Annotated in this window: 24 protein-coding genes; 13 read left to right on the top strand and 11 right to left on the bottom strand. The window is 63.7% G+C overall.

Going from position 1 to position 25,977, the window contains the following annotated elements; genetic code table 11:
- Positions 1-312 precede the first annotated feature (312 nt).
- Positions 313-528 carry a DUF3800 domain-containing protein gene (locus ABE528_RS18630; protein WP_346653741.1) on the bottom strand — a complete coding sequence of 72 codons (216 nt, stop codon included), beginning with the start codon at positions 526-528 and terminating at the stop codon, positions 313-315.
- A 362-nt stretch (positions 529-890) separates the two neighbouring features.
- On the opposite strand from ABE528_RS18630, the gene ABE528_RS18625 reads away from it, so the two are divergent.
- Together ABE528_RS18625 and ABE528_RS18620 are read left to right on the top strand one after the other, a co-directional pair.
- The gene (locus tag ABE528_RS18625; protein WP_346653740.1) at positions 891-1,724 is read left to right on the top strand and encodes an EamA family transporter; all 834 of its coding nucleotides are present in this window, start codon (positions 891-893) and stop codon (positions 1,722-1,724) included.
- Positions 1,725-1,752: 28 nt separating this feature from the next.
- Positions 1,753-2,139 carry an MAPEG family protein gene (locus ABE528_RS18620; RefSeq protein ID WP_152955650.1) on the top strand — a complete coding sequence of 129 codons (387 nt, stop codon included), beginning with the start codon at positions 1,753-1,755 and terminating at the stop codon, positions 2,137-2,139.
- A 49-nt stretch (positions 2,140-2,188) separates the two neighbouring features.
- Here the strand turns inward: ABE528_RS18620 and ABE528_RS18615 are convergent, their stop codons facing one another.
- On the bottom strand, positions 2,189-3,340 hold the full coding sequence (locus tag ABE528_RS18615) for an MltA domain-containing protein (protein ID WP_346653739.1): 1,152 nt from the start codon (positions 3,338-3,340) through the stop codon (positions 2,189-2,191).
- A gap of 119 nt (positions 3,341-3,459) precedes the next feature.
- Here ABE528_RS18615 and ABE528_RS18610 point away from each other — a divergent pair, with 119 nt between their 5' ends.
- The gene (locus ABE528_RS18610; protein WP_152955652.1) at positions 3,460-3,906 is read left to right on the top strand and encodes a cytochrome c; all 447 of its coding nucleotides are present in this window, start codon (positions 3,460-3,462) and stop codon (positions 3,904-3,906) included.
- A gap of 30 nt (positions 3,907-3,936) precedes the next feature.
- Here ABE528_RS18610 and ABE528_RS18605 read toward each other — a convergent pair whose 3' ends face one another.
- The 4 genes from ABE528_RS18605 to ABE528_RS18590 all read right to left on the bottom strand — a co-directional run bounded on the left by ABE528_RS18605 (position 3,937) and on the right by ABE528_RS18590 (position 8,499).
- On the bottom strand, positions 3,937-4,329 hold the full coding sequence (locus ABE528_RS18605) for a DUF1090 domain-containing protein (protein ID WP_346653738.1): 393 nt from the start codon (positions 4,327-4,329) through the stop codon (positions 3,937-3,939).
- A gap of 131 nt (positions 4,330-4,460) precedes the next feature.
- Positions 4,461-6,152, bottom strand: coding sequence for an NAD-dependent DNA ligase LigB (ligB, locus tag ABE528_RS18600; RefSeq protein ID WP_346653737.1), 1,692 nt, complete (start codon positions 6,150-6,152; stop codon positions 4,461-4,463).
- A gap of 144 nt (positions 6,153-6,296) precedes the next feature.
- Positions 6,297-7,487, bottom strand: coding sequence for a methionine adenosyltransferase (gene metK / locus ABE528_RS18595; protein ID WP_060510781.1), 1,191 nt, complete (start codon positions 7,485-7,487; stop codon positions 6,297-6,299).
- A gap of 19 nt (positions 7,488-7,506) precedes the next feature.
- On the bottom strand, positions 7,507-8,499 hold the full coding sequence (locus ABE528_RS18590; protein WP_152955655.1) for a metalloregulator ArsR/SmtB family transcription factor: 993 nt from the start codon (positions 8,497-8,499) through the stop codon (positions 7,507-7,509).
- Between the two features lie 226 nt (positions 8,500-8,725).
- On the opposite strand from ABE528_RS18590, the gene tkt reads away from it, so the two are divergent.
- From tkt to ABE528_RS18545, 9 genes are all read left to right on the top strand, one after another.
- Positions 8,726-10,723, top strand: a complete 1,998-nt coding sequence (gene tkt, locus ABE528_RS18585) for a transketolase (RefSeq protein WP_152955656.1) — start codon at positions 8,726-8,728, stop codon at positions 10,721-10,723.
- 152 nt (positions 10,724-10,875) lie between these two features.
- Complete coding sequence (gene epd / locus ABE528_RS18580) at positions 10,876-11,937, top strand: erythrose-4-phosphate dehydrogenase (protein WP_152955657.1); 1,062 nt, start codon at positions 10,876-10,878, stop codon at positions 11,935-11,937.
- Between the two features lie 12 nt (positions 11,938-11,949).
- Positions 11,950-13,113 (top strand): phosphoglycerate kinase, encoded by a 1,164-nt coding sequence (locus ABE528_RS18575; protein ID WP_152955658.1) that lies wholly within the window; start codon positions 11,950-11,952, stop codon positions 13,111-13,113.
- Between the two features lie 32 nt (positions 13,114-13,145).
- Positions 13,146-13,364 carry a hypothetical protein gene (locus tag ABE528_RS18570; protein ID WP_152955659.1) on the top strand — a complete coding sequence of 73 codons (219 nt, stop codon included), beginning with the start codon at positions 13,146-13,148 and terminating at the stop codon, positions 13,362-13,364.
- Between the two features lie 76 nt (positions 13,365-13,440).
- Positions 13,441-13,770 carry an MliC family protein gene (locus ABE528_RS18565; protein WP_152955660.1) on the top strand — a complete coding sequence of 110 codons (330 nt, stop codon included), beginning with the start codon at positions 13,441-13,443 and terminating at the stop codon, positions 13,768-13,770.
- A gap of 100 nt (positions 13,771-13,870) precedes the next feature.
- Positions 13,871-14,935: a class II fructose-bisphosphate aldolase gene (gene fba / locus ABE528_RS18560; protein WP_008093958.1), complete on the top strand. Its 1,065-nt coding sequence runs from the start codon at positions 13,871-13,873 to the stop codon at positions 14,933-14,935.
- 197 nt (positions 14,936-15,132) lie between these two features.
- Positions 15,133-17,253 (top strand): EAL domain-containing protein, encoded by a 2,121-nt coding sequence (locus ABE528_RS18555; RefSeq protein WP_152955661.1) that lies wholly within the window; start codon positions 15,133-15,135, stop codon positions 17,251-17,253.
- Positions 17,254-17,292: 39 nt separating this feature from the next.
- Positions 17,293-17,793: a M48 family metallopeptidase gene (locus ABE528_RS18550; protein WP_346653736.1), complete on the top strand. Its 501-nt coding sequence runs from the start codon at positions 17,293-17,295 to the stop codon at positions 17,791-17,793.
- Positions 17,794-17,805: 12 nt separating this feature from the next.
- Entirely contained in the window at positions 17,806-18,102 is a 297-nt protein-coding gene (locus tag ABE528_RS18545; protein ID WP_152955662.1) for a winged helix-turn-helix domain-containing protein, read from the top strand.
- Here the strand turns inward: ABE528_RS18545 and ABE528_RS18540 are convergent.
- Positions 18,077-18,550 carry a GNAT family N-acetyltransferase gene (locus ABE528_RS18540; protein WP_346653735.1) on the bottom strand — a complete coding sequence of 158 codons (474 nt, stop codon included), beginning with the start codon at positions 18,548-18,550 and terminating at the stop codon, positions 18,077-18,079. The genes ABE528_RS18545 and ABE528_RS18540 overlap by 26 nt on opposite strands.
- 167 nt (positions 18,551-18,717) lie before the next feature.
- On the opposite strand from ABE528_RS18540, the gene ABE528_RS18535 reads away from it, so the two are divergent.
- The gene (locus ABE528_RS18535; RefSeq protein ID WP_152955664.1) at positions 18,718-19,455 is read left to right on the top strand and encodes a transporter substrate-binding domain-containing protein; all 738 of its coding nucleotides are present in this window, start codon (positions 18,718-18,720) and stop codon (positions 19,453-19,455) included.
- An 11-nt stretch (positions 19,456-19,466) separates the two neighbouring features.
- On the opposite strand, the gene yccS is transcribed toward ABE528_RS18535, so the two are convergent.
- The 4 genes from yccS to mdtD form a co-directional block, all read right to left on the bottom strand.
- The gene (yccS, locus tag ABE528_RS18530; RefSeq protein ID WP_152955665.1) at positions 19,467-21,650 is read right to left on the bottom strand and encodes a YccS family putative transporter; all 2,184 of its coding nucleotides are present in this window, start codon (positions 21,648-21,650) and stop codon (positions 19,467-19,469) included.
- 83 nt (positions 21,651-21,733) lie between these two features.
- Positions 21,734-22,915 (bottom strand): NAD(P)/FAD-dependent oxidoreductase, encoded by a 1,182-nt coding sequence (locus ABE528_RS18525; protein ID WP_346653734.1) that lies wholly within the window; start codon positions 22,913-22,915, stop codon positions 21,734-21,736.
- 147 nt (positions 22,916-23,062) lie between these two features.
- A complete protein-coding gene (dbpA, locus tag ABE528_RS18520) occupies positions 23,063-24,400 on the bottom strand; it encodes an ATP-dependent RNA helicase DbpA (protein ID WP_256669124.1) in 1,338 nt (445 codons plus the stop codon).
- A 112-nt stretch (positions 24,401-24,512) separates the two neighbouring features.
- Positions 24,513-25,940 carry a multidrug transporter subunit MdtD gene (mdtD, locus tag ABE528_RS18515; protein WP_152955666.1) on the bottom strand — a complete coding sequence of 476 codons (1,428 nt, stop codon included), beginning with the start codon at positions 25,938-25,940 and terminating at the stop codon, positions 24,513-24,515.
- Positions 25,941-25,977: the final 37 nt, after the last annotated feature.

Genomic DNA, 25,977 nt, shown 5'->3' with positions numbered 1-25,977 from the left:
TCTGTTCTTGCCATCGGGCGCTTGCCGACAGGCAACATGAGGGGGTGGTACTGCAAGCCTGAGCCCGGCAGGGCGGCTTCAGCGATTCGGGCTGAGAAATATCTGTCGAAAGGCTCCCAGTCTGGGTACTCCTCAGGCGAAACAGACATCGCCATCAATCGCCCCACCAGGCCGCAGACCCAGTCTGCGCATTGCAGTGTCTGGAAGAGGTGGCTTTCGCCCTGCAGGGGAGGCTCAATCAGGCTTCGACATTTCTCACTGGCATCTTCGAACATCGCCAGGGTGCAGGCTTCTACATTTCATTCACGCCATTCATTTCCGGCTCCTGGGATTTTCATGGATTATGTCCCAGCTAAGTAACTGGCATTTCAACTGATAGAAGAAGATGGCGAACTCTCGTACTTCTTCAGCGGGAAGAAGAATCCCGCCCAGGCCGAACACGGGGCTGGTCTTGAAGTGGCTGTGAGTGCGCGAGACGTATTGCCCGACATGGCCGAATTCGTCGAGGTAGGCCACAAAGTGAGTCATGAGTTCCGGGTGTCCTTGCCCCAGAAACACGAAAGCCCGCGTGCTTGCGCATTGCGGGCCTCGGAAGGTAGGCACGGGTTACCCCATGCGTTGCGGCGATCCTAATCCTGCGAGCGGTCAAGCGTCAATCGTGTTTCGTAAGTGAGTGTGTATTCGTTAAAGTGGCTGAGTTCAGGTGCAGCGCGAGCGCCGCAACTACATGCGGTGCGGTGGGTGATGAGTGTATTGAATGGAACGACGAGAAACGGCTTTATGAACGTGCTGAAACTTCTACTGAGCGTGTAGTCTTTTTCCGTGGCCACACTTTGCTCCGAGGTATAGTGCTGCGAACCCATTTGATCCCAAGGCAAGGACTCTCCCGCGTGCTGGCAACTTTCCTGGTATTGGTCGCCGCCCTGCTGCACGCGACCTGGAACACCCTGATCAAATTCAGCGCCGAGCGCCTGCTGGTGATCGCCAGCATGGACCTCGTGGCGTTGCTGTTCGCCGTCTGCGCGGTGGCCTTCACCGAGTTCCCGCCCGCCGAGATCTGGCCATGGCTGCTGGCTTCGGCGCTGGCCGAGCAGTTGTACCGGTTCTTGCTGATCCAGGCCTACCGGGTCGGTGACCTGGGGCTGGTCTATCCTCTGATGCGCGGCCTGTCGCCGCTGGTGGTGCTGGGGCTGACCCTGGCGTTTGCCGGTGAGTCGCTCAGCCAGCAGCAGATCATCGGCATCCTGCTGATCCCGTGTGGCATGGCGTGCCTGTTGTGGCAGGGCGGCGGCGGTGATCGCCTGCCCTGGTCGATGTTGCCGGTGGTTGCGCTGATCGGCCTGTGTATCGGTTGCTACACCTGGTTCGACGGCCAGGCAGTGCGGTTGTGGGGCAAGCCCTGGGATTACCTGGTGTGGTTGACGCTGCTCAGCGCCTGGCCATTCCCGTTGCTGGCCAGCGTGGCGCGGCGGGCGCCATTCGTGCTGTTCTGGCGCAGCCAATGGCGCTTGGGGTTGGCAGTGGGCTTTTGCGTGCTGTTCAGTTACGCGCTGGTGCTGTGGGCCATGCACCTGGGGTCGGTGGCCGAGGCGGCGGCCCTGCGCGAGTTGAGTGTGATCCTGGTGGTACTGTTGGGCATGCGCTACCTCAAAGAACCTTTTGGCGGGCCGAGACTCCTAGCTTGCGGGCTGGTCCTGGCAGGCATGCTGGTGATGAAGCTCTGACCTGAACATTGAACAAGGAGTCCTGTGCATGACTGTTGCCCTGTGGTGCATCCTGATCGCCCTGTGCCTGCCGCCACTGTGCGCATTGATTGCGAAGGTGAGCAGTGGCCGCTTCGGCCTGCGCGACAACCATGACCCGCGTGCATTCCTCGATACCCTGTCGGGCCTGCCAAGGCGTGCGCATGCGGCCCAGCAGAACAGCTTCGAGGCGTTTCCGGCGTTTGCTGCGGCAGTGCTGGTGGCGGATATCGTCGGCAACGCCGAGCAGGTGACCCAGGATGTGCTGGGGGTGATGTATATCACCAGCCGGCTGTTGTACATCATCTGCTATCTGGCGGATTGGGCGGCGTTGCGGTCGCTGGTTTGGCTTGCCGGGATGGCGATTATCGTGGCGTTCTTTGTGGTTTCCATCTGAAACCGAGTCGCCTGCTTCGCGGGCTTGCCCGCGAAGCAGCCACCGCCGATCAAAGCACTTTAGGTACCTCTGGCAGCGGCTTGCCCTTGGGCCACAGCATCCAGATCTGCCCCTGCTGCTTCATGTTCCCGGCCAGTTCGCCGGCCTCCGGTCCGGTACCCCAGAACAGGTCGGCACGCACTTCGCCGGCAATCGCCCCGCCGGTGTCCTGAGCCCCCACCGGGCGTACCACTGGCGACCCATCCGGGCGCGTGGTGGACAGCCACAGCAGGCTACCCAGCGGGATCACCTTGCGGTCGATGGCCACGCTGTAGCCCGCTGTCAGCGGCACGTTCAGCGAGCCGCGCGGCCCTTCATTGCTGTCCGGCCGGGCACTGAAGAACACATAGCTAGGGTTGCTGGCCAGCAGTTCCGGCACGCGCTGCGGGTTGGCCATGGCCCAGGCGTGGATGCTGCCCATGGTCACGTCTTCTTTTTTCAACTGGCCTTGCTCCACCAGCCAGCGGCCGATTGGCCGGTAGGGGTGGCCGTTCTGGTCGGCGTAACCCAGGCGCAATTGGCGGCCATCTTCCAGCTGGATCCGGCCCGAGCCCTGGATCTGCAGGAACTGCAGGTCCATCGGATCGGTCAGCCAGGCCAGCACGGGCGCCTTGACGCCATCGCGGCTGATCACCTCGGCGGTGTCGTAGGGTTTGAGCACGCGACCGTCCAGGCGGCCACGCAGGCGCTTGCCCTTGAGTTCGGGGTATACGCTGGCCAGGTCGACCACGATCATGTCATCGGGTACGCCATAAACCGCCACGTGCGCCGCTTCGGTGCGCTTCAGGCTGCCGGGGTAGACCGGTTCGTAGTAGCCGGTGATCAGGCCGTTGGCATTGTTGTCGGCGGAACGCAGGCCGTACACCTGCAGGTTCTGCTCAAGGAACGTGCGCACTTGGGTGGCGCTCGCGGTGTCGCTGCCGGCCGCTTCACAGGTGGCGGCCCACACAGGGTCGCGTTTGAGTTTTTCGCAGCCGCTGCGCCAGGCGTAGAAGCCGGCCAGCAGGTCTTCATCGCTGACCGCGGGCAGGTTTTTCCAGGTGGCCGGGGCATAGGTGGCGATGGCATGAGGCTCGGGCTTGGCATTTTCGCCGCCGTTGCAGCCGACCAGCAGGGCGAGTGCCGGGAGTGTCCAGGCCAAGTGGCGCAGGGCAGATTTCATCAGAGTGTACCTGTGGCTGGCGAACATGAAGATTCGCCCTTGTGTTTTATGTGGCTATTGGTCTTTGCCTGGCAGGCGGCGATACTGGCCGCCCCTTTGCGTCGGCTGAAGTGACCGTGATGTTCAAGCGATTGACCGTAGTACTGCTTGCTGCCCTTGCCCTGACCGCCTGCGACCGGGTCGACCCCAACTCGCCGCTGGGCAAGCGCAAGGCAATCTTCAAGGACATGCTCAAGACCAGCGAAGACATGGGCGGCATGTTGCGCGGCCGCTTGCCCTTCGACGGGGTGAAGTTCGCCGACGGTGCGTTGAAGCTCGATGGCCTTGCCCATGCACCGTGGCAGCATTTTCCACAAGCGCGGGACGAAGGTGACAGTAGCGCGCGAGCAGAGGTGTGGGAGCGGCAGGCGCGGTTCCATGACCTTGCCCGGCAACTGGAGGGCGTGACCGGCGAGTTGGTCGACCTGACGCGGGCCCAGCCGTTGGACGCGGCGCAATTGAAGGCACCGATGGACAAGGTCGAGGCGGCGTGCAAGGCGTGCCATAGCGAATTCCGCAATCATTGATCGCCTGCATCAACAGGCGATCAGGCAAGATCAGCGGTCCAGGTCGTCCACGGCTTCCTGCAGCTCTTTACGGGACTCGGCAAGCTTGTCCTTGCGCTTGTTGATCTTTTCCGCGTCGCCTTTTTTCTCGGCCTTCTTCAGGTCTTTCTCGCGCTGCGCCACCTCGTGACGGGCATCGAGCACTTTCTGCTCGCGCTCTTTACGCAGGCCGGCGTCGGTGCAATTGTCAACGCCACGCAGTGCCTCCTCGAGCCCTGCCACCTGATCGCTGTTGCCGTGGTCGCGGGCGATTTTCAGCTGGTTCTCGATGGCACTGCGCTTGGCGGCGCAACCGGTCAGGCCCTCTTCGGGCTGGGCGGCTTGGGTAGCGCCGACAGCGAGACCAAGCGTGGTCAGCAGTGCCAGGGTGGAAATCAATTTCATCAAAGCCTCCTTGAGGGGGCGGGGCAGCAAAAGATGGGGCAAATCCTGCCTTGGTTTTGACTATTTAGGAACCCTTGTTGGATATTTCTGGAACAATCCAGGCGTTTTCCTGCAACGGTTTTTGTTAAAACTCATTGCCTCATACGGGTGGCAGCGGCGGGGAAGCCCTGGATGCCGCTTTCGCTCAGCTGCTGTGCGAGGGCCTGCACGTGCTCGGCCGCGAAAAACGCTTGTAGCTGGCTGGCGCGGGTTGCGCCAATGCCGGGCAAGGCTTGCCATTCAGTGGCTGTGCGCTGAGTGAGGGTTGCCCAGTCGCCCTCAAGTGGCAGATTGCGTGGTATCGGCACGCCAAGACCGCTGATCCACTGGGCGAAAGGCCTGGCGCGACCAGCCTCGAAGCTACGTTGCAGGTGCTTGGCGCGGGTATCGCTGATGCCAGGTAGCTGGGCCAGCCGCTCGGCGTCCAGCGCCAACCAGTCTGCCAGCGATGCTAACTGCCCGCCTCGTACCAGTCGTCGCCAAGTGCCGGGCCCGGTACCCGGCATGGCCAGGCCTTGTTTGCCGCTGAGCCAGGTGAGGCGGGCGATGAACTGTTCTTGGCAGCCTTCGCTGACCTGCCAGCATGTCAAAGCGCTGTATTGATCCGGCGCAGGCGCCGTGACGGCATCGCGCTCGGTGGCGCGAAGCACTACCTGTTCGAAGCGCGGGATGGTCAGCCCCGCCAGGCTGATGGCTACCTGGTCCCCCGGGCGAATATCGAGTGCTTGCCAGCGAGCCAGGGAGCCCAGGCTCACCTGGGTAATAAGGCGGTCGTCGAGTTGCACTGGCTGCAGCTTCAGGACGGGTGTGATTCGGCCCGTGCGGCCAATGCGAAAGTGCACGTCACGCACTTCGGTCAGCGCCTGGGCAAAGGGGTGCTTCCAGGCTGCGATCCAGTAAGGCGCATTGCTTTGCCAGCGTTCGGCGGATGGCCGTGTGTTCTGGCGCAGGATCACCCCATCCGTGGCGAAGGGCAGGGCAGAGCGATACCAATGCTGGCGCCAGTATGCCGCCTCGCCAGCGCTGTTGATGGCCACGCTGTAGCGCTGGCTGTCAGGGAAACCCAGCGCAGCCAGCTGAGCCACACGCTCGCCCTGATCGCTCGGCCCTTGTGGCCAGTCCCAGACAAACAGCGCAATGTTTGCGCCTTGTTCACGGGCCAGCTGCTTGCGCGCCAGCAGTCCCGCGACGGTGGCGCGCGCGTTGACGCTACCATTCTGCGCTTGCACATGGTCGCCCAGGCGCAGGTACAGCTCCCCTTGCAGGGTCAGCTCCAGTGGGTTGGGCAACTGCCGGTTGATGCCTTCCAGTACCTCGATATGCCGGCTCCAGTCATGCCCCTGGTTGCCGTCACCCCGGCTGAGCAGCTGGACCAGCCGGCCTTGGCGATAGACCAGGGTCACCGCGACGCCATCGACCTTCGGTTGCAGCCAGACACCTGTCTTGCCGGCCATCCATTGGCTCACGGCCTGTTCGTTCGAGAGCTTGTCGACGCCGGTGTGGCGGATCGGGTGGGCAATCGGCCCGCGTGCGCTGGCCAGTGAATCCAGCTCGCTGTGCAGTGCGAAGCACGCTTGCAGATTCAGCAGGCGTTGGCGGCTTTGGTCATAGAGCTCATCGGGCACCAGCGACTCGCCCAGGCGATGGTAGTGGTCATCCCAGTGGCTGACCGTCTCGCGCAGGCGGGTGACTTCGGCATGTGCCCGCTCGGACGACCAGGTCGGGCAGCCAGCGGCTTGCGCATTGATCGATAGAACGAGCAGAAACAGGAGCAGCAACGGCATGGCCAGCATCCTTGCTTGGCGGAGGGGAAGCCTCAGCCTAGGCAACGGCAGCGAGGGATGCGCCGCGCAGTTGTCAGCCGATATGTCACAAAAAAGCCCCTGCCGATCACTCGGCAGGGGCTTTCAGTTACCGCTGCAGGAAAATTACAGGCCGGCAGCGTCGCGCAGCGCCTGGGCGCGGTCGGTGCGCTCCCAGGTGAAGGTGGTGAAGGTGTCGTCGCCGACGGTTTTCTGCTGCGGCTCACGGCCGAAGTGGCCGTAGGCTGCGGTTTCCTGGTACATCGGGTGCAGCAGGTCGAGCATCTTGGTGATGGCGTACGGACGCAGGTCGAAGCACTCGCGCACGATCTGGATGATCTTGTCGTCGGACACCTTGCCGGTGCCGAAGGTGTTGATCGAGATGGAGGTCGGCTGGGCCACGCCGATGGCGTAGGACACCTGGATCTCGCAACGTTCGGCCAGGCCGGCGGCAACGATGTTCTTGGCCACGTAGCGGCCGGCGTAGGCGGCGGAACGGTCGACCTTGGACGGGTCCTTGCCGGAGAACGCGCCACCACCGTGACGGGCCATGCCGCCGTAGGAGTCGACGATGATCTTGCGGCCGGTCAGGCCGCAGTCGCCCACCGGGCCACCGATGATGAAGTTGCCGGTCGGGTTGATGTGGAACTGGGTGCCTTTGTGCAGCAGTTCGGCCGGCAGGGTGTGCTTGACGATCAGCTCCATCACGGCTTCCTGCAGGTCTTTCTGCGAAACCTCAGGATTGTGCTGGGTCGACAGGACCACGGCGTCGATACCGACGACCTTGCCGTTCTCGTAACGGCAGGTGACCTGCGACTTGGCATCCGGGCGCAGCCACGGCAGCAGGCCGGACTTGCGTGCTTCGGCCTGGCGCTCGACCAGGCGGTGCGAGAAGCAGATCGGCGCCGGCATCAGTACGTCGGTTTCGTTGCTGGCGTAGCCGAACATCAGGCCTTGGTCGCCTGCGCCCTGGTCTTCCGGCTTGGAGCGGTCGACGCCCTGGGCGATGTCCACCGACTGTTTGCCGATGATGTTCATCACGGCGCAGGTGGCGCCGTCGAAGCCGACGTCGGAGCTGTTGTAGCCGATGTCGATGATGACCTTGCGCACCAGTTCTTCCAGGTCGACCCAGGCAGACGTGGTGACTTCGCCGGCGATGATGGCGACACCGGTCTTGACCAGGGTTTCGCAGGCAACGCGGGCGTACTTGTCCTGGGTGATGATGGCATCAAGGACCGCGTCCGAAATCTGGTCGGCGATCTTGTCCGGATGCCCTTCGGACACGGACTCGGAGGTGAAAAGGGAGTATTCGCTCATCTCGACGGGTTCCTAAAATTTACCGATGGTGAGTGTCGCCAGCCGTCCGCTGAAAATGGCGGACCTGGATCTGGAAACCGTTACGCAAGCCCACATAGAGGCTGTCCCCGGGGACCAGCCCGGCTGCTGTGGCCCAACGGGCCAGGTCGTCCTGTTCAAAGCCGAGCCAGAGGTCGCCGCAGGCTTCCCGCGCCCAACCCTGGTCATGGCTGCACAGTTCGGTGACCAGCAGGCTGCCGCCTGCTTTCACCCGTTTGGCCAGCTGGCGCAGGGCCAGGGCCGGGTCGCTGAAATGGTGCAGGACCATGTTCAGCACAACGCAGTCGGCTTCCACATCCGTTGCACCCAGTGCATCGGCCAACTGCAGGTTTACATTACCCAGACGTTCGCGTTCGCAGACCTGTCGCGCCAGTTCGAGCATGGTCGGGCTGTTGTCCAGGGCCGTGACCTGGGCGAAGCGCCGTGCCAGGTCTGGCAGGAAGCCGCCATCGCCGGGGCCGACTTCCAGCGCGCTGGCGGTCGGCGCGAAGTTCAGCTTGTCGAGCAGCGCCAGCAGGCTTTCGCGGTACTGCGGCAAGCCGGCGATGAGGTCTTGCTGGGCGCGAAATTTTTCTTCCACACGCAGGAAAAAGTCCTGGCTGGTGGCGGCGCGGCGTTGCTGCACCTGGGCGATACGGGCCTGGACATCCTCGGGCAAGGTCAGGTCGTCGACCTCATCGAGCAGGGCCATGTGCAGGCGCCCGCCGAAGCGCTGCCCGTCGGGCAGGGCACGCCGGTAGAAGATCGCATTGCCTTCGCGCCGCGTGGCCACCAGCTCGGCCTGGGCCAGCACCTTGAGGTGGTGGCTCATGCCCGACTGGCCGACGTCGAAGATCTGCGCCAGCTCCAGCACGCCGAACGAATCACTGGCCAGGGCGCGCAACACGTTCAGGCGCAGCTCGTCGCCACTGGCCTTGCACAGGGCGGCCAGTGTGTCGCTTTGCTGAGGGATCGGTTGCGCACGGAGGTTCATGGGGCGGCAGTCTAGACAGGCAGGGCTGCCCCCGCAAGGCCAATATCAAAAAGTTTTGATATTGGCTGATGGGCGGATGGCTCTGGCGGTTTTTTCGCCGTTATGCAGGCCAATCACAGGAAAATCCCCCAACTGCGACCATCCGTCATTGCCCCCAGCCCCTGCAGTGGGCGAAAATGGCCGCCTTTTTCGTGACACCACCTATTCAAGCCCCAGGAGATAAGCGATGCCCAGCCGTCGTGAACGTGCCAACGCCATTCGTGCACTCAGCATGGATGCCGTGCAAAAGGCCAACAGCGGCCACCCAGGTGCCCCCATGGGCATGGCGGATATCGCCGAAGTGCTTTGGCGCGACTACATGAAGCACAACCCGAGCAACCCGGACTTCGCCGACCGCGACCGCTTCGTGCTGTCCAACGGCCACGGCTCGATGCTCATTTATTCGCTGCTGCACCTGACTGGCTACGACCTGTCGATCGACGACCTCAAGGCCTTCCGCCAGCTGCACAGCCGCACCCCGGGCCACCCGGAATACGGCTACACCCCAGGCGTCGAGACCACCACCGGCCCGCTCGGCCAAGGCCTCGCCAACGCCGTGGGCTTTGCCCTGGCCGAGAAAGTGCTGGCCGCCCAGTTCAACCGTGACGGCCACAACATCGTCGACCACAACACTTATGTGTTCCTCGGCGACGGCTGCATGATGGAAGGTATCTCCCATGAAGTCGCCTCGCTGGCCGGCACCCTGGGCCTGAACAAGCTGATCGCCTTCTACGACGATAACGGCATTTCCATCGACGGCGAAGTGCACGGCTGGTTCACCGACAACACCCCGGCCCGTTTCGAAGCCTACAACTGGCAGGTCATCCGCAACGTCAACGGTCACGATGCCGACGAGATCAAGATGGCCATCGAGACTGCGCGCAAGAGCGACCGTCCGACCCTGATCTGCTGCAAGACCATCATCGGCTTCGGTTCGCCGAACAAGCAGGGCAAGGAAGACTGCCACGGCGCACCGCTGGGCAACGACGAAATCGCCCTGGCCCGCAAGGAACTGAACTGGAACCACGGTCCGTTCGAAATCCCGGCCGAGATCTACGCCGAGTGGGATGCCAAGGCTGCCGGTGCCAAGGCCGAAGCCGCCTGGAACCAGCGTTTCGACGCCTACGCCAAGGCCTACCCGGAGCTGGCTGCCGAGTTCAAGCGCCGTGACAGCGGCGAGCTGCCGGCCGACTTCAGCGAGAAGGCCCAGGCCTACATCAATGAAGTGGCTGCCAAGGGTGAAACCATTGCCAGCCGCAAGGCCAGCCAGAACGCGCTGAACGCCTTCGGCCCGATGCTGCCTGAGTTCCTCGGCGGTTCGGCTGACCTGGCCGGCTCCAACCTGACCCTGTGGAAGGGCTGCAAGGGCGTCGAAGCCAACGATGCCAGCGGCAACTACGTGTTCTACGGCGTGCGTGAGTTCGGCATGACCGCCATCATGAACGGCGTCGCCCTCCATGGTGGCCTGGTGCCTTACGGCGCAACCTTCCTGATGTTCATGGAATACGCCCGCAACGCCGTGCGCATGTCGGCACTGATGAAGCAGCGCGTGATCCACGTCTACACCCACGACTCCATCGGCCTGGGCGAAGACGGCCCGACTCACCAGCCGATCGAGCAGCTGACCAGCCTGCGCAGCACGCCGAACCTGGACACCTGGCGCCCAGCCGACGCGGTCGAATCGGCCGTGTCCTGGAAAAACGCCCTGGAGCGCAAGGACGGCCCATCGGCGCTGATCTTCTCGCGTCAGAACCTGCAGCACCAGGAGCGCGACGCCCAGCAGATCGCCGACATCAGCCGCGGCGGCTACGTGCTCAAGGATTGCGCTGGCGAGCCTGAGCTGATCCTGATCGCCACCGGTTCGGAAGTGGGCCTGGCCGTTCAGGCACACGCCAAGCTGACCGAGCAGGGCCGCAAGGTGCGCGTGGTTTCCATGCCTTGCACCAGCGTGTTCGACGCCCAGGACGCTGCCTACAAGCAGTCGGTACTGCCGGTCGAAGTCGCTGCACGTATCGCCATCGAAGCCGCCCACGCGGACTTCTGGTACAAGTACGTGGGCCTGGAAGGTCGTATCATCGGCATGACCACCTACGGTGAATCGGCTCCGGCTGCTGCACTGTTCGAGGAATTCGGCTTCACCCTGGAAAACATCCTGGGCACCGCCGAAGAGCTGCTGGAAGACTGATACAGGCAAGGCGAGGGCCGTAGGCCCTCGTTCGCGGCGCAAGGCCGCTCCCACAGGGTCCGCTTGCATCGCGGTCTTTGTGGGAGCGGCCTTGTGTCGCGAATGGGCCGCATGGCGGCCCCAATAGCCATCATGCGTTAGCGAGCCAACGAATGCCCCACCCGCGTCCCTACAAAGTTGCACTCAACGGTTACGGCCGCATCGGCCGCTGTGTCCTGCGCGCACTGTTCGAGCGGGGGGCAAAGGCCGGTTTCGAGATCGTTGCGCTGAACGACCTGGCCGATCAGGCCAGCATCGAATACCTGACACGCTTCGACTCCACCCACGGGCGATTCCCCGGCGAGGTGAAGGTCGACGGCGACTGTCTGCATATCAATGGCGACTGCGTGAAAGTCATGCGCAGTGCTACCCCCGAAGGCATCGACTGGGCCGCCCTGGGTGTCGACCTGGTGCTGGAGTGCTCCGGCGTCTACCACACCCGCGCCGATGGCCAGCGTTTCCTCGATGCCGGCGCGCCGCGCGTATTGTTCTCGCAGCCGATGGCCAGCGAGGCCGATGTCGACGCCACCGTGGTCTATGGCATCAACCAGGATTGCCTGACGGGCAACGAACGCCTGGTGTCCAACGCCTCCTGCACCACCAACTGCGGCGTACCGCTGCTGCGCGTGCTGGACCAGGCATTCGGCATCGAGTACGTACAGATCACCACCATCCACTCGGCGATGAACGACCAGCCGGTGATCGACGCCTATCATCACGAGGACCTGCGCCGCACGCGCTCGGCCTTCCAGTCGGTGATCCCGGTATCCACTGGCCTGGCGCGCGGCATCGAACGCCTGCTTCCGGAACTTGCCGGGCGAATCCAGGCCAAAGCGGTACGCGTGCCGACCGTCAACGTCTCGTGCCTGGATATCACCCTGCAGACCGCCCGCGACACCAGTGCGGCCGAGGTCAACCGGGTGTTGCGCGAGGCGGCGCAGAGCGGCCCGCTCAAAGGCTTGCTGGCCTACACCGAGCTGCCTCACGCCAGCTGTGATTTCAACCATGACCCGCATTCGGCCATTGTCGATGCCAGCCAGACCCGCGTCTCAGGCCCACGCCTGGTGAACCTGCTGGCTTGGTTCGACAACGAATGGGGGTTTGCCAACCGTATGCTCGACGTAGCCGAACATTATCTGCACGTCGTCCACCCAACCCGCAGCAAACAGCCCTGAAGGACTGCATTCATGACCGTGTTGAAGATGACCGACCTCGACCTGCAAGGTAAGCGCGTACTGATCCGCGAAGACCTCAACGTACCTGTGAAGGACGGTGTGGTAACCAGCGATGCGCGTATCCTGGCAGCGCTGCCGACCATCAAGCTGGCCCTGGAAAAGGGTGCGGCGGTAATGGTCTGCTCGCACCTGGGCCGCCCGACCGAAGGCGAGTTCTCTGCCGAGAACAGCCTCAAGCCGGTAGCCGACTACCTGAGCAAGGCCCTGGGCCGCGACGTGCCGCTGGTTGCCGATTACCTGGGCGGTGTTCAGGTCAGCGCCGGTGACCTGGTGCTGTTCGAGAACGTACGCTTCAACAAGGGCGAGAAGAAGAACGCCGACGAGCTGGCGCAGCAGTATGCCGCACTGTGCGACGTGTTCGTGATGGACGCTTTCGGTACTGCTCACCGCGCCGAAGGCTCCACCCATGGCGTCGCCAAGTTCGCCAAGGTCGCTGCCGCTGGCCCGCTGCTGGCTGCCGAACTGGACGCGCTGGGCAAGGCCCTGAAAGCCCCGGCCAAGCCGATGGCGGCCATCGTCGCCGGCTCCAAGGTATCGACCAAGCTGGACGTGCTGAACAGCCTGAGCAGCGTCTGCGACCAGCTGATCGTCGGTGGCGGCATCGCCAACACCTTCCTGGCTGCTGCCGGTCACCCGGTTGGCAAGTCGCTGTACGAGCCTGACCTGGTCGAAACCGCCAAAGCCATCGCCGCCAAGGTCAGTGTGCCGCTGCCGGTCGACGTGGTGGTGGCCAAGGCGTTCGCCGAAGACGCCGAAGCCACCGTCAAGGCCATCGCCGACGTAGCCGCCGATGACATGATCCTCGACATCGGCCCACAGACCGCTGCCAATTTCGCCGAGCTGCTGAAGTCGTCGAAGACCATTCTGTGGAACGGCCCGGTCGGCGTGTTCGAATTCGACCAGTTCGGCAACGGCACCCAGGTGCTGGCCAAGGCCATCGCTGAAAGCGCTGCGTTCTCCATCGCCGGTGGTGGCGATACCCTGGCTGCCATCGACAAATATGGCGTCAGCAAGGATATCTCCTACATTTCTACCGGTGGCGGTGCCTTCCTCGAGTTCGTCGAAGGCAAAGTGCTGCCAGCCGTGGCGATCCTGGAAGAGCGGGCAAAAGCCTGACAATGGCGGCGCCTGGCAAAGGGAGCGACCTGATGGTCAAGCAATTGCCTGTGATGATCCTGGCCGGCCTGCTGGGCGCCTGCTCCAGCAGCCCGTCTTCGGATGCCGACCCGGCGCACCCGCCCAAGGGCGGGTGCTACCAGTCCGAGTGGCAGGCCGAGACCGTGCCGGTCATCAGCAAGCGCGTAGGCCCGCAAGGCCTGGAAAAGTATGACGAAGAACACCAGCACCAGGCGCCGGGTTGCCCTTGAAGAGAAAGACCGAACCAAGCGTTTCGTCGGGGCAGGCAACCAAGCGACCGCTGTGTGGTCATCTAGAGGATATGTAATGAAAGCGCTGCTGGCCTCGATGGCCCTGGCGACACTGGCAGGATGCTCACTGATGCAGCCTGCACCTTCCGCCCCGGCGGACAACTGGACCCGCTGGGTCTGTGACACCCAGGTCGAGGTGCTGTGGCGCTTCGCTGATGCACAACGGGACCAGGTTGACGTACGCCTCGGCGGCGGTGATCAGGTCTATCGGCTCAAGGCCGAGCCGGGCGCCTCTGGCGCGCTGTACAGCGATGGCGTGCTGGCCTTTCACACCAAGGGCGAAGAAGGCCTGGTGTACTGGGTGGCAACCAACGATCTGATTGGGCGGGGCTGCAAGGCACCGTGACTGGCCGGGCCGCACAGGCGGCCCACACTACTTGAACAGCAACCGCCCCTGCGGCAGGCTTGCACGAAACAAACGACGCTTGTCGGGAGAGAGATACACAATGGCACTCATTAGCATGCGCCAGATGCTGGACCACGCCGCCGAGTTCGGTTACGGCGTTCCGGCTTTCAACGTCAACAACCTCGAGCAGATGCGCGCCATCATGGAAGCGGCCGACAAGACCGACTCCCCGGTGATCGTCCAGGCTTCGGCCGGTGCCCGCAAATATGCCGGTGCTCCATTCCTGCGCCACCTGATCCTGGCCGCCATCGAAGAATTCCCGCACATCCCGGTGTGCATGCACCAGGACCACGGCACCAGCCCTGATGTCTGCCAGCGCTCGATCCAGCTGGGCTTCAGCTCGGTGATGATGGACGGCTCGCTGGGTGAAGACGGCAAGACCCCGACCGACTACGAGTACAACGTCCGCGTTACCCAGCAGACCGTGGCCATGGCCCACGCCTGCGGCGTTTCGGTGGAAGGCGAGCTGGGCTGCCTGGGTTCGCTGGAAACCGGCATGGCCGGTGAAGAAGACGGCATCGGTGCCGAAGGCGTGCTGGACCACAGCCAGATGCTGACCGACCCGGAAGAAGCCGCCGACTTCGTCAAGAAGACCCAGGTCGACGCTCTGGCCATCGCCATCGGCACCAGCCACGGTGCCTACAAGTTCACCAAGCCGCCTACCGGTGACGTGCTGGCGATCGACCGCATCAAGGAAATCCACAAGCGCATCCCTAACACCCACCTGGTGATGCACGGTTCTTCCTCGGTACCGCAAGAGTGGCTGGCGATCATCAACCAGTACGGCGGCGACATCAAAGAGACCTACGGCGTACCGGTCGAAGAGATCGTCGAAGGCATCAAGCACGGCGTGCGCAAGGTCAACATCGACACCGACCTGCGCCTGGCGTCCACCGGTGCCATGCGCCGCCTGATGGCACAGAACCCGAGCGAGTTCGACCCACGCAAGTTCTTCGGTGAAACCGTGAAGGCCATGCGTGACGTGTGCATCGCCCGTTACGAAGCGTTCGGCACTGCCGGCAATGCCTCGAAGATCAAGCCGATCTCCCTGGAAGGCATGTTCCAGCGCTATCTGAAGGGTGAGCTGGCCGCCAAGGTCAACTGATCCACAGGTGTAAGAAGAAAACCCGCAGCGATGCGGGTTTTTTTATGCGTCGAAAAAGCTGCAAGGCGACCGTTAGTCGGCTACCGTGAAACTTATCCATTGATAGCGATCTGATTGCATTGCTTGTCGCAACTGCAGGTCTAGAGTATTAATCGGATCCAATAGCAAGTCGAAGTCGGTCAAACAAGAGAAGCAGCATGGATGGCGCTTACCCTCAACCACTGGATGGCCAATCGGTTCTCCTGGTGGTAGACGATTACCCGGAAAACCTCATCAGCATGCGGGCCTTGCTGGCGCGCAACGATTGGCAAGTGTTGACGGCAAGCTCAGGGATGGAAGCCTTGGGTACGTTGCTCGAACACGAAGTCGATCTGGTCCTGCTCGATGTGCAGATGCCCGAAATGGACGGCTTTGAAGTCGCCCGCCTGATGCGCGGCAGCCAGCGAACCCGGCTGACTCCGATCATTTTCCTCACCGCCAACGAGCAGTCCGATGCCGCCGTGCTCAAGGGCTATGCCAGTGGTGCGGTGGATTACCTGTTCAAGCCGTTCGATCCACAGATTCTCAAGCCCAAGGTGCAGGCGCAGCTGGACCAGCAGCGCAACCGGCGCATGTTGCAGCGGCTGACCCGCGAACTTGAGGCTGCCCGGGCGTTCAACGCCTCGATTCTGGAAAATGCCGCCGAAGGCATCCTGGTGGTCGATGCCGAAGGTGTCATCAGCTTCGCCAACCCGGCAATTTCGCGCTTGATGCATACCCCGGTCGAACAACTGCAGGGGGGCCACCTGCTCGATCTGCTGCAATTGGCCAACGCCACCCTGTGGAGCGAATCCGAGTTCCACAGCGCGTATCTCGCCCGGCAGATCGTGCGGGTCCACGATGCCCACCTGCGCACCCCGGGTGGTCAGCTGCTGCCCGTGGCGCTGTCGTGTGCGCCGTTGCCGGCAGAGCAGCAGGCGATGGTGGTCACGGTGCTGGACATGTCGGTTGAGCGCAATCTGCACCAGCAGCTCGAATACCAGGCGGTGACCGACCCCTTGACCGGGCTGCTCAACCGCCGAGGGTTCTACCAGGCCGCCGAAGGCGCCTTGCTGCGCGGCGAGCGCTCGAACAAGAGCCAGGCCCTGATGTACATGGACCTCGATGGCTTCAAGCGGATCAACGACTCACTGGGCCATGAGGCCGGTGACCGGGTGCTTCACTGGGTGGCCGAGCAGATCAAGGACTGCCTTGGCAGCGAGGCCCTGCTGGCGCGCATGGGCGGCGACGAGTTCACTGCACTGTTCGATGGCCTGCCCTACCCGGAACAGGCCGGGCGCTATGCCGAGAAACTGCTTGAGCGGGTGTCGATCCAGCAGCAGGTGGACGGGCTGGATGTGTGCCTGGGTGTCAGCATCGGCATCGCCACCTACCCCGACTGCGGCGGCAATGTCGAAGGCCTGCTGCGCGCCGCCGATACGGCGATGTACGCCGCCAAGCGGGCCGGCCGCCAGCAGTATCGCTTCTATGATCAGGAGCTCAATGGTCGCGCCCGCTCGCGGCTGATGCTTGAAGACAGTGTGCGCAATGCCATCGAGGCCCAGGATTTCAGCCTCGTGTACCAACCCCAGGTGGCCTTTGCCGATGGCCAGCTACGGGGTTTCGAGGCCCTGCTGCGCTGGCAGCACCCCAGTGTTGGCGATGTGCCGCCCGGGCTGTTCATACCGTTGCTGGAAGAGGCACGGCTGATCAACCGACTGGCCAGCTGGATTTACCGTCAAGGCGCCGCCCAGCGTCAGGCCTGGTGCCAGCGTTTCGCCCCGGAGCTGGTATTGGGTATCAGCCTGAGCCGCGCGCAGTTCTCCATGCCCAGCCTGGTCGATGAGCTGCAGCGGGTGATCCAGGATTACCAGCTCGACCCGGCGCAACTGGAGGTGGAGGTGGCCGAGACCTCGTTGATGTACAACATCGACACGGCGATCAAGCAGATTCACCGCCTGCGCGAGCTGGGCGTGCGGGTGGCGCTGGATGATTTCGGCGCGGGCGACTGTTCGCTGCGCATGCTGCGCGACCTGCCCATCGACACGTTGAAGCTGGACCGCCATCTGGTGGCGCGCCTGCCGGACTCGGCGGTGGATGCCGCGTTGGTGCGCAGTGTCATCGTCCTGTGCGCAGACTACGGCATCACCGTGATCGCAGAGGGGGTTGAAACACAGGCCCAGGCTGCGTGGCTGAAGGCAAACGGTTGCGCTTACGTTCAGGGTTTTCTGGTCGCGCACCCGATGACGGCGACCGACGCCACGGGCTTCCCGGCGATTTTTCCCTGGCAGCGGCCGTGATTGGCTAAAATCGGCATTCGTTACGCCGAATGCCGTGCCATGACCGTATTACGCTATTTGCAAGCCTACCCACCGTACCTGCAGGAGCAGGTGCGGCAGATGATCGACAGCGACCGCCTGGGCGAGTACCTGCAGCGCCGCTACCCCGGGCGCCATGACGTGCAGAGCGACAAGGCGCTGTACGGCTATGCCCAGGACCTGCGCCAGCAATACCTGCGCAGCGCGCCAAACCTCGACAAAGTGCTGTTCGACAACCGCCTGGACCTGACCCATCGGGCCCTGGGGCTCAATACCGCGGTTTCGCGGGTACAGGGCGGCAAGCTCAAGGCGAAGAAAGAAATCCGCATTGCCTCGCTGTTCAAGGAGGCGGCGCCCGAGTTCCTGCGCATGATCGTGGTGCACGAGCTGGCGCACTTGCGCGAGCGCGATCACAACAAGGCGTTCTACCAGCTCTGCCAGCACATGGAGCCGGCTTACCACCAACTGGAATTCGACCTGCGCGTCTACCTGACCTACCGGGAGTTGCCAGGCAACCTGTAAGGATCACGCAGCATGGATGTGAGCAAGACCAAGAGCAGTTTCTACCGTCGCCTGTACGTGGCCTGGCTGATCGACAGCCAGACCGCCACCAGCGTGCCGGCGCTGATGGAGGCCACCGGCATGCCACGGCGTACGGCTCAGGACACCATCGCCGCACTCGCCGACCTGGACATCGTCTGCGAGTTCGAGCAGCAGGAAGGTGCGCGCAACCATGCCGGGCATTACCGCATCCATGACTGGGGGGCGATCGACAAGCAGTGGATCATCCAGCACCTGCGGCAGGTCAGGGAAGTACTGGGGTATCCATGACCTTGCGCATGCCGATATGCGGGATGTCATCCTCAAGGTATTGCTCACCCACCACTTCAAAGCCGTGCCGGGCATAGAACCCTTGCAGGTGCGCTTGCGCTGACAGATAGACCGGCGTTCCGTGCCAGCAGTGCCCGGCTGCTTCCAGCCCTTTCATCAGCAGCGGATGACCAAGCTTCAGGTCGCGTACTTCAGGTGCGGTCACCACTCGCCCGATAACCACATCGCCGCCCTGCGACTGCGGATCGAGCAGGCGCAGGTAGGCCACCAGCTTGTCATCCTGCCAGGCCATAAGGTGCAGGGTATCGCCTGTCAGGTCCTGGCCATCGACTTCCTGGTAGGCACAGCGTTGCTCGACCACGAACACGGCGGTACGCAGTTGCAGGATGGCGTACAGCTCATGTTTGTCGAGGTCGGAGTGATGCTTGCAAAGCCAGTGGATCGACATGGTGATAACTCCTGAAAATGATGGCTGATCATCGCAAATTTTCGCAGCACGGCCAAAATAGAGGCTAAATGACATTATTGGCCGCTGCCCCAGGCAGCGGCTTTGTGTAATCTCATTGGCCAATCACCTTTCACAGCGTGTGCCTCCCACTGCAAAAGGACTTCTGCATGCGGCCGCTGCTTTGCGCGTTGGGCTTGCTGGGCGTGTTCCTGGCAGCACCTGCATTTGGCCAGGACAGGCTGCGGCTGGTGGCCGACAACTGGCCGCCGTTCACCGACAGCACCCTGCCAGGTGGTGGCCTGGCCACCCGCCTGGTCAGCACGGCGCTGGCCCGCGCCGGGTATGCCAGCGGCTACGAGGAAGTGCCTTGGGCGCGGGCGTTGATGGGCATTGGCGAGGGGCGCTACGACGTGCTCATCAACGCCTGGTACAACGACGCGCGCAAACAGATCGGGCAGTTCTCCAAGGGCTACCTGAACAATCGCATTCGCCTGCTCAAGCGCAAGGGCGACACGTTCCGCTACAAGAATCAGGGCGACCTTTATCCCTACAGCATCGCAGTCGTGCGCGACTATGCCTATTCACCTGCGTTTGATGGCGATACCCGCCTGCACAAGGTGGAGGTGCGCAACTTCTCGACCGCCGTGCGCATGCTGGCAGCCGGCAGAGTGAACCTGGCCGTGGAAGATGAGTACGTGGCGCGCTACAACCTGCAGCGCGAGTCGCAGGAAGTGCGCGATGGCGTGACGTTGGTGGAGCCGCTGCTGGCGGAGAATACCCTGCATATTCTGGTGAGCCTGAAGCACCCCGACCACCAGCAGATCGTCGAGCGGTTCGAGCAGGCTATCGCAGGGATGAAGGCCGATGGCAGCTATGCGCGGCTGCTACGTGAGCATGGCTTCTGACCTTGCGCAGCTCAGGCCGCGGGTGCTTCTTTGATGAGGTGGGCTGCCAAGGTCCGCAACGGTGCCAGCTGCCGGCAGATCAACGCCAGCTGTGTCTGCACCAGCCGCTGGTGCTCATCCAGCTCTTCCGGCATCTGCTCCAGGGCATCGGCCAGCGCCTCTTCGGCATCACTGTGTATCGCCACCGGCAGCCGCGCCGCGAGGCCATTGGCAATCTCATCCAGGCTATTGGCCAGGCTCTGCCCGGCGCCATCGATCAATTGCTCCTGCACCTCTGCCGGCAATGCCGTATCGCGGTGTGCGCCCAACCCTGACAGGTAACTGAGCAAGGTGTGCGACAGCACCAGGAAGCGGAAGCCGACATCGGCCTCCTTGCGGAAATGCCCCGGCTCCATGAGCATGTTGGCCAGCGTGGTCGACAGCGCCGCGTCAGCGTTGTGGGCGTTGCGCCGGGCCAGTCGGTAGGCGAGGTCGTCGCGCTTGCCGTGGGCGTACTGCTGCATGATCTGGCGCAGATACACGCTGGCGCAGGCCAGGGTGTTGGCCAGCGCCTTGTTCAGGCGCCGGCCCTGCCAGTCTGGCAGGAACAGGAACACCGCGAGGATGGCAATCAGGCTGCCGACCAGGGTGTCGAACAGGCGCGGCAGGAACAGGCCGTAGCCATCGCCGATCTGGTTGAAGCAGAACAGCACCATGAGCGTGATCGCTGCAGTGGCCAGGGTATAGCGGGTGGTGCGGTTGACGAAGAACACCACGCCCGCAGCCACTGCGAACAGCGACTGTATGACCGGGTTGGGGAACAGATCGAACAGCGCCCAGCCGACAGTCAGGCCAATCGCTGTGCCGAAGATCCGCTGCACCAGCTTGCGCCGGGTGGCGCCGTAGTTGGGTTGGCAGACGAATAGTGTGGTGAGGATGATCCAGTAGCCTTGGGTCGGGTGGATCAGGTGCACCATGCCGTAACCGACCGACAGCGCCAGCGGCAGGCGCAGGGCGTGGCGGAACAGCAGCGAGGTCGGCGTCAGCTGGGTGCGCAGGCGCGTCCACACGTCCTTCAGGCTGCGTGGTGAGCGGTCGAGCAGGCTGCTGTCACTGGCGTCGGCCAGGCTGTCGGGATTGCTGGCGGCGCTGAGCAGGCGGTCGAGGGTCGCCAGGTTGGCAGCGAGGGCGCGCAGCGAACGCAGCAGGCCACGCCAGGCCGGGTTGCTCTGGACGCGCAGGTGTTCCAGTGAGGCGTTGAGGTCTTCCAGGGCCTCGGCAAAGCCGCTGGCCAGCACGAAAGGCTGGCGCAGGCGGATCGAACGGGCCAGTTCCTGGCAGGAGGCTCCCTGTTTGCGCAGCAGGCGTTGGCAGCGGAACATCACGTCGCTGTGGAAGAACGCTTCGTTCAGGGCGTTGTAAGGGTAGTGCGAGGCGCTGACCCGTTCGTGGATGTCCTGGGCCAGGAAGTACAACTTGAGGTAGCGGCTGACCTTGGAATTCGGTTGGCTGTTGCCGACCCGGTGCAGGATGATTTCCTTGGCCGCGTTGAGCGCCGCCACCACCTTGCCGTTCTGCTGCGCCAGTGCCAGGCGCTGGGCCTCGACATCGAGGTTGCGGATTGGCTCGAACAGGCTGGCCTTGAGCTTGAGGTAGCTGCCGAGTTCGAAAAACAGCTTGGCCAGGCTCTGCTGCACCGGCTGATTGGAAAACAGCGCCTGCCACAGCACCGAAAGCAGGCCGTACCAGGCGGCGCCTGCTACCAGCAGCATCGGTTCGTGCCAGAAGTCGGTGACCAGGCCGCCACGCTGGTCCACGCCGATCATGGTGTACACCGAGGTGATCAGCGTCGCCGAAGCAATCGCGCCATAGCGTTCGCCCAGGGCGCCGAGCATGGTCAGGCCGAACGCTGCCAGCGCCAGGGCGATGACGAAGACCCAAGGGTAGGGGAACAGCAGCTCGACCGCGAGTGCGGCGATGGCAAAGCAGGGCAGGGTAACGGCGAGGGCGCTGAGGCGGCCTTGCCAGCTGTCATCGGTCTCGGCCAGGGCGCTGGCGATGATGCCGAGGAACAGCGGAATCAGCAGGGCCATCTCGTTCTGGTACCAGCACAGGGCCAGGCTGCCGGTGAGGGCGATGGTGACCCGGATGCTGTAGCTGAACTTGTCTTGGCCCCACAGGCGACGCAGTGACTGACGGAACGAACTCGATGACATGATGGCCTGCTAGGCAGTGATCGAATGAATGCATTGCAGCACGGCCAGCAAGAAGCGTTCCGTGCTGCTGAATGGATTCTACTCTACACGAACTGCGCAGCGGCGTTGGCAGATGCCCAGGCCCACTGGAAATTGAAACCGCCCAGATGGCCAGTGACGTCGAGCACTTCGCCAATGAAATACAGGCCGGGGCTTTTCAGCGATTCCATGGTCTTGGACGACACTTCGCGGGTGTCCACGCCACCGAGGGTGACTTCCGCGGTGCGGTAGCCTTCGGTACCGGCCGGCACCACCTGCCAGTTCGCCAGTTTCTCGGCGATCTGCGCCAGTTCCGCCGGGGTGTACTGCTTCATCGGCCGCGATTCGAACCACTGCTCGGCCAGCAGGTTGGCCAGCTTGCGGGTGAACACTTCGCCCAGCACGGTCTTCAGTTCGGCGTTGGCGCGCTCGGCCTGCATCTGCTGCAGCCAGGTCAGCGCATCGCGGTCGGGCAGCAGGTTGATTTCCACCGTGTCGCCGGCTTCCCAGAACGACGAGATCTGCAAGATCGCCGGGCCACTGAGGCCGCGGTGGGTGAACAGCAGGTTCTCGCGGAAGCTGGTGCCGTTGCAGCTGGCGGTGCAGTCCAGCGAAGTGCCCGACAACTCGGTGCACAGTGCCTTGAGTTGGGGCTCGGTGATGGTGAATGGCACCAGCCCGGCGCGGGTCGGCAGCAGGCTGTGGCCGAACTGGCGGGCCACCTGATAGCCGAAGCCGGTGGCGCCCAGGGTCGGGATCGACAGGCCACCGGTGGCGATCACCAGCGACTGGCAGGCGAACTGGCCACCGCTGGTCTGCAGCAGGTAGCCAGCTTCGGTTTTCTCGATGTGTTCGATGCTGGTGTGCATGCGGATTTCGGCGCCGGCGTCGTCGCATTCGGCCAGCAGCATGTCGAGGATGTCGCTGGCCTTGTTGTCGCAGAACAGCTGGCCGAGCTTCTTCTCGTGGTAGGGCACGCCATGCTTGCTCACCAGCTCGATGAAGTCCCACTGGGTGTAGCGGGCCAGGGCCGACTTGCAGAAGTGCGCGTTCTGCGAAAGGAAGTTGGCCGGCTCGGTGTACAGGTTGGTGAAGTTGCAGCGTCCGCCGCCGGACATGAGGATCTTCTTGCCGGGCTTGTTGGCGTGGTCGAGCAGCAGCACCCGGCGGCCACGGCGGGCGCTGAGCTGGGCGCACATCAGGCCGGCGGCGCCGGCGCCGAGGATGATCACGTCGGTGGAGTGCACGGTGTTACCTCATAAATAGCCGGGGCCGCTGCACGCCCCATCGCCAGCAGGCCAGCTACCACAGGGAATGCACCTGGCCTGAGGCCTGTGGAGATCCGGTGGGAGCAGGCTTGCCGGCGATGGGCTGCAAAGCAGCCCCAAAATAGGTCAGACGATACGAACTTTCAGGGCCCGGCCCTTGATCTTGCCGCTGTTCAAGCGCTGCATGGCCTGCTTGGCCAAAGGCCTTTCAACTGCCACAAAGGCCTGGAAATCGAAGATGGCGATCTTGCCAACCTGCTTGCCCGGGATCCCGGCATCGCCGGTCAGCGCACCCAGGATGTCGCCTGGACGCAGCTTGTCCTTGCGCCCGGCGGCGATGCACAGTGTGCTCATCAGTGGCAGCAACGGCGCGCCGCCCTGGTTCTTCAGGTTGTCCAGCTGGTCCCAGCGCAGCGGGCTTTTCTGCAGGTCTTCGATGGCCTGGGCACGATGGCCTTCGGCTGGTGCCACCAGGCTGACCGCCACGCCTTTTTCACCGGCACGGCCGGTACGGCCGACGCGGTGCACATGGATCTCGGCATCGCGCGCCAACTCGACGTTGATGACCATGTCCAGGCCATCGATGTCCAGGCCACGAGCCGCCACATCAGTGGCCACCAGTACCGAGCTGCTGCGGTTGGCGAACATGGTCAGCACCTGGTCGCGGTCACGCTGCTCCAGGTCACCGTGCAGGGCCTGGGCGACGATACCCTTGGCGGTCAGGTGGGCAACCACGTCCTCGCACTGCTGCTTGGTGAAGCAGAACGCCACGCACGATTGCGGGCGGTAGTGGCCAAGCACGCGAGTGACGGCGTCCAGACGTTGCTGCGGGTCGATCTCGATGAAACGCTGCTCGATCTGGTTGTCGGTGTGCAGGCTTTCGACCTTGACCTGCTGCGGCTTGCGCATGAAGTCGGCGGCCAGCTGCTCGATGCCGGCCGGGTAAGTGGCCGAGAACAGCAGGGTCTGGCGACGCGACGGGGTCTTGCCGATGATGCTGGCGATGGCGTCGAAGAAGCCCATGTCGAGCATGCGGTCGGCTTCGTCCAGCACCAGCGTGTTCAGGCCGTCGAGCACCAGGGTGCCCTTGTCCAGGTGCTGCTGGATGCGCCCCGGGGTGCCGACGATGATGTGTGCACCGTGCTCCAGCGAGGCGATCTGCGGGCCCAGCGACACGCCACCGCAAAGGGTGAGGATCTTGATGTTGTCCTCGGCGCGGGCCAGGCGACGCAGCTCTTTGGCCACCTGGTCGGCCAGCTCGCGGGTCGGGCACAGCACCAGCGCCTGGCAGCCGAAGTAGCGCGGGTTGATCGGGTTGAGCAGGCCGATGCCGAAGGCGGCGGTCTTGCCGCTGCCGGTCTTGGCCTGGGCGATCAGGTCCTGGCCGCGCAGGATGACGGGCAGGCTTTGGGCCTGGATCGGCGTCATCGAGGCATAGCCGAGGGCGTCCAGGTTGGCCAGCATGGCGGTGGACAGCGGCAGGGTGGCAAAGGCGGTGGATTCGGTGGTCACGAGGCGGGCCTGTGGTGCAAAGCGAAAAATGTCGCATAGTCTACCAGCCTCGTGGCCATTCGCCCTACGACTCCATGTGTTGTTCCGGACGACGGGCACGCCTTCCGTCCGTCGGCGACAGTTGCAGGAAGATCGCCGCCGCCAGCATGGCCATCACGCCGATGGTGACGAAGGTCAGCTGGAACGCGCCCAACGTAGTCTCCACGCCCTCGGCACTGCCCGCTGCGGTAAAGCCGCCGAGCAAGGCACCGGCGCAGGCCACGCCGAGGCTCAGTGACAGCTGCGCGACCACCGACAGCAGGCTGTTGCCACTGCTGGCGCTGGCGTCGTCAAGGTCGATCAGGGTTACCGTGTTCATCGCCGTGAACTGCATCGAGTTGACGGCGCCGAGCAGGGCCAGTTGCACCAGCAGCAGGGCATACGGAGTCTGCTCGTCGACCAGGCCCAGGCTGGCCAGCAGCATGCCCAGCAGCAAGGTGTTGCCGGTCAGCACGATGCGGTAGCCCAGCCGTTCGATCAGTGACCGGGCAACGGACTTGGCCAGCATCGCTGACGCGGCCAGCGGAATCATGCTCATGCCGGCCTGGGCCGGCGAGTAGCCCAGCGCCACCTGCAGCAGCAACGGCACCAGGAACGGCAGGGCACCGCTGCCCAGGCGCGCGAAGAGGTTGCCGAGGATGCCGATGGCGAAGGTGCGCACGCGGAACAGGCTGGGCGAGAACAGCGGCTCTGGGTCGCGCCCGGCGCGCAGCCAGTAGGCGGCCAGGCAGGCCATGCCGGCGAACAGCAGCAACATCACCCGCAGGTGCGGCAGGTGCAGCTCGCCCAGGCCTTCCATGGCGATGGTGATCAGCACCATCGCTGCGCCGAACAGGATGAACCCGGGGCCGTCGAAGCGGGTGCGCTCGGCGCCGCGCAAGTCAGGGATGAACTTCCACACCGCATAGCAGCCCAGCGCACCGACCGGCAGGTTGAGCAGGAAGATCCAGTGCCAGCTGAGGATTTCTACCAGCCAGCCGCCCAGGGTCGGGCCCAGCAGCGGGCCGAGCAGGCCGGGGATGGTGATGAAGCTCATGATCCTCACCAGCTCCGTGCGCGGGTAGGCGCGCAGCACCACCAGGCGCCCGACCGGCAGCATCAGCGCGCCGCCCAGGCCCTGCACGATGCGGGCGAAGACCAGGAAACCGAGGCTGTTGGCGGTGGCGCACAGCAGCGAACCGAAGCTGAACAGCAGGATGGCACCGAAGAAGATGCGCTTGGTACCGAAGCGGTCGGCAATCCAGCCGGAGGCGGGAATCAGCAGGGCCACGGTGAGCATGTAGGCGATGATCACGCCCTGCATGCGCAGCGGGTCTTCGGCCAGCGAGCGGGCCATGGCTGGCAGGGCGGTGTTGAGGATGGTGCCGTCCAGGGACTGCATGAAGAAGGCGATGGCCACCACCCAGGGCAGCCAGCGGGCGGTGGTCGGGTCCAGCGGTGCTCGATCGGGCATGACGTCCTCTTCTGTCTGTTCCGGCCGCTTCGCGGCT

It is taken from the genome of Pseudomonas sp. TWI628 (assembly GCF_039673865.1).
Taxonomy (GTDB): Bacteria; Pseudomonadota; Gammaproteobacteria; order Pseudomonadales; family Pseudomonadaceae; genus Aquipseudomonas.
This window is presented reverse-complemented; position numbering and strand designations above follow the sequence as displayed.

What these genes read in the sequence shown, in the direction of transcription:
- ABE528_RS18630 (WP_346653741.1), bottom strand. Translation starts at nt 528, where the DNA reads ATGACTCACTTTGTGGCCTACCTCGACGAATTCGGCCATGTCGGGCAA.
- ABE528_RS18620 (WP_152955650.1), top strand. Translation starts at nt 1,753, where the DNA reads ATGACTGTTGCCCTGTGGTGCATCCTGATCGCCCTGTGCCTGCCGCCA.
- ABE528_RS18615 (WP_346653739.1), bottom strand. Translation starts at nt 3,340, where the DNA reads ATGAAATCTGCCCTGCGCCACTTGGCCTGGACACTCCCGGCACTCGCC.
- ABE528_RS18610 (WP_152955652.1), top strand. Translation starts at nt 3,460, where the DNA reads ATGTTCAAGCGATTGACCGTAGTACTGCTTGCTGCCCTTGCCCTGACC.
- ABE528_RS18605 (WP_346653738.1), bottom strand. Translation starts at nt 4,329, where the DNA reads ATGAAATTGATTTCCACCCTGGCACTGCTGACCACGCTTGGTCTCGCT.
- ligB (WP_346653737.1), bottom strand. Translation starts at nt 6,152, where the DNA reads ATGCCGTTGCTGCTCCTGTTTCTGCTCGTTCTATCGATCAATGCGCAA.
- metK (WP_060510781.1), bottom strand. Translation starts at nt 7,487, where the DNA reads ATGAGCGAATACTCCCTTTTCACCTCCGAGTCCGTGTCCGAAGGGCAT.
- ABE528_RS18590 (WP_152955655.1), bottom strand. Translation starts at nt 8,499, where the DNA reads ATGAACCTCCGTGCGCAACCGATCCCTCAGCAAAGCGACACACTGGCC.
- tkt (WP_152955656.1), top strand. Translation starts at nt 8,726, where the DNA reads ATGCCCAGCCGTCGTGAACGTGCCAACGCCATTCGTGCACTCAGCATG.
- epd (WP_152955657.1), top strand. Translation starts at nt 10,876, where the DNA reads ATGCCCCACCCGCGTCCCTACAAAGTTGCACTCAACGGTTACGGCCGC.
- ABE528_RS18575 (WP_152955658.1), top strand. Translation starts at nt 11,950, where the DNA reads ATGACCGTGTTGAAGATGACCGACCTCGACCTGCAAGGTAAGCGCGTA.
- ABE528_RS18570 (WP_152955659.1), top strand. Translation starts at nt 13,146, where the DNA reads ATGGTCAAGCAATTGCCTGTGATGATCCTGGCCGGCCTGCTGGGCGCC.
- ABE528_RS18565 (WP_152955660.1), top strand. Translation starts at nt 13,441, where the DNA reads ATGAAAGCGCTGCTGGCCTCGATGGCCCTGGCGACACTGGCAGGATGC.
- fba (WP_008093958.1), top strand. Translation starts at nt 13,871, where the DNA reads ATGGCACTCATTAGCATGCGCCAGATGCTGGACCACGCCGCCGAGTTC.
- ABE528_RS18555 (WP_152955661.1), top strand. Translation starts at nt 15,133, where the DNA reads ATGGATGGCGCTTACCCTCAACCACTGGATGGCCAATCGGTTCTCCTG.
- ABE528_RS18550 (WP_346653736.1), top strand. Translation starts at nt 17,293, where the DNA reads ATGACCGTATTACGCTATTTGCAAGCCTACCCACCGTACCTGCAGGAG.
- ABE528_RS18545 (WP_152955662.1), top strand. Translation starts at nt 17,806, where the DNA reads ATGGATGTGAGCAAGACCAAGAGCAGTTTCTACCGTCGCCTGTACGTG.
- ABE528_RS18540 (WP_346653735.1), bottom strand. Translation starts at nt 18,550, where the DNA reads ATGTCGATCCACTGGCTTTGCAAGCATCACTCCGACCTCGACAAACAT.
- ABE528_RS18535 (WP_152955664.1), top strand. Translation starts at nt 18,718, where the DNA reads ATGCGGCCGCTGCTTTGCGCGTTGGGCTTGCTGGGCGTGTTCCTGGCA.
- yccS (WP_152955665.1), bottom strand. Translation starts at nt 21,650, where the DNA reads ATGTCATCGAGTTCGTTCCGTCAGTCACTGCGTCGCCTGTGGGGCCAA.
- dbpA (WP_256669124.1), bottom strand. Translation starts at nt 24,400, where the DNA reads ATGCTGGCCAACCTGGACGCCCTCGGCTATGCCTCGATGACGCCGATC.
- mdtD (WP_152955666.1), bottom strand. Translation starts at nt 25,940, where the DNA reads ATGCCCGATCGAGCACCGCTGGACCCGACCACCGCCCGCTGGCTGCCC.